Below are 2,159 nucleotides of genomic sequence, written 5' to 3' on the forward strand. Positions count from 1 at the left end.
GGGTGCAGATCCAATGAGGGTGCTGTCTATCAGGCGGTGAGTATGAGCCGGTCGCGGTAGCGTGCCTGGTGGTTGCGGTTGAACTCCTGCTGCTCGTGCCAGGCCCAGTAGGCGTCGAAGTCGCCGTTGCTGCGCAGGGCGCGGAGCTTGAGGACGGCCTCGGCGCCGGACAGGCCCCAGCGGGCTCCGGTGATGTCCAGGCGGTCTTTGATCAGGTGGCGGCAGGCTCCCTCGATGATCCCGGTGGCGATCGGCCAGCCGCGTTCCAGGGCGGTGTCGTAGCGCAGGTGTTCGGCCTTGCCGGTCAGGTAGTTCACGGCCTCGTCGATGCCCTTGCGCTTGGCGCCGCGCAGTCGGGCGGTGCGGGCGGCCGCCTCGAGTGCGGCGGCGGTTTGCTGCACGCGGCCGGCCAGGAGGGCGCGGGCGTGGCGGGCGACCCAGGTCTCGGCAAAGGCGTCGCCGGTGTCGTGCAGGCACCAGGCCGCTCGCCACAGGTATTCGAGCACGTGAATCAGGTCGACGATGATGTGGATGTCCGCGCCGCGCTGCTGTGCTTCGGCGTTGATGAGGTCGATCTGGTGGCGGGCTCCGTCGACCAGGACGACCCAGGGACGGCGATGGCCGGGGTCGCGGTGCTCGGCCTGGTCGAACACGGCGGCCACCACCTCGGCGGCGGTGCCGCTCACTGAGCCGCACAACCACTTCGACCGGGCCTTTGGCCCGGGCGCGCGCTCGCGGCCGGTGTCGTCGGCGGTGTCGGGGTCGGCGATGACGTCGTCCACGCTGCGGGGCGCGGGCTCGGCGTCGTAGACGGCGCCCAGGGTGGCCATCCGCTTCCTGCCGTGTTTCTCCCCGGACGCCAGCCGGGTCTTCATCGCGTTGCCACCCTTGGCCGCGGCGGCCCTGGCGGTGTGCTCGCGCAGCGCTTCGGGCCTTATCACCACGCCCTTGCCGTCCAACGACAAGATCAGCGGCGTGGCATCGGTGCAGGGGGCCGGCACGAGGGCGTCGTAGAAGGCGTCGATGTCCGCCGCGGCGCCGACGGCCAGCTCCTGGACCTGCCGGTGCCCCACTCCGGCGCCGGTGACGGCGTTGATCCGCTCACAGGCGTCGGCGAAGCTGCCGCGGGAGGACTCGATCGCGGCGAGTTTGGCCAGCCCGTGCGAGTGCATCTCGTCCGGCAGGTTCAGCACCGCATCGGCCGGGTGCAGGTCCGCCACGCCGGTGCCGCGGTAGGCAATCCGGGGCACGGTGACCTTGCCGAACACCGTGGCCAGCTTCCGGCGCCGGCCCCGCTCGATCCGGGTACGCTCACGGCCTTCGGCATCCACGACCTCCTCAAGGCGCACCTCGTCCCTGGCCCGCAGCGTCAGATGGTCCTGGAACAGCTGCCGGGTGACCTCGCGCATCCGCGTCCCCAGCAGGTCCTCCAACTGCGAGTGCGTCAACACCGCCGCCTCCGGCCCCTGCAACTCCTCGGCCACCGCGTCGAACAGGCGCCGCGAGGCGGCGAACGCAGCTTCGGCCGGCTCCAGCACGCTCACCACCCCTGCTCTCGCCCGTCGACCTTGAACAGCCCGGACGAAGGCTCGGCCAGGATTCCGCGCTCCACCAGCCGCTTCAGCTTCGAGCGCATCCCCTCGACATGCCGCGGTTCGGTCCCCAGACTCAGGTGCCGGCACACCTCTTTGCAGCGCATCGCCGCCCCCGAGGTCGCGAACAAGGCGATGATCGCCCGATACTCCGGCGACATCACCGTCACATCCAGCTCTGCCTCGGCCTTCACCAGCGCCGCGGCGACCCCGTCGGCACCCCCACCTGCGGCGTCCACGCCCGGCACCGGCGAAGACGGCGCGGCCAGTACCTCCCCCACCGTCTCCCGTGTGATCTGCAACCGCGCCAGCTGCTCCTCGACCCGCGACAACTCCTCGGACAGACCAGCGATCTGTTTACGCAGCCGCTCGGCCTGGCCCACCACCTCGGCCTGTCTGGCCTCCAACGCCTCGATCAACGACGGCACCCCACACCCACCCTCGCTCAGCACCCGCACCTCTCACGGCAGGCTCGACCCCGGCGACGGTAGAAGCCGGCACGCCCGACCACATCCCGAACCCCTGCGAATCACCCCAACGAGGCACCCTCAGAAGATCTGCACCCAA

Annotated in this window: 2 protein-coding genes; both read right to left on the bottom strand. The window is 70.8% G+C overall.

All coding sequences use genetic code 11. The features are described 5' to 3' along the window. Positions 1–29: 29 nt before the first annotated feature. On the bottom strand, positions 30–1,535 hold the full coding sequence (locus ACFYQA_RS39410; protein WP_388928650.1) for an ISKra4 family transposase: 1,506 nt from the start codon (positions 1,533–1,535) through the stop codon (positions 30–32). Between the two features lie 5 nt (positions 1,536–1,540). Then, positions 1,541–2,020: a hypothetical protein gene (locus ACFYQA_RS39415; protein ID WP_388928648.1), complete on the bottom strand. Its 480-nt coding sequence runs from the start codon at positions 2,018–2,020 to the stop codon at positions 1,541–1,543. Positions 2,021–2,159: the final 139 nt, after the last annotated feature.

This window comes from Streptomyces sp. NPDC005774 (genome assembly GCF_042871645.1).
Taxonomy (GTDB): domain Bacteria; phylum Actinomycetota; class Actinomycetes; order Streptomycetales; family Streptomycetaceae; genus Streptomyces; species Streptomyces pratens.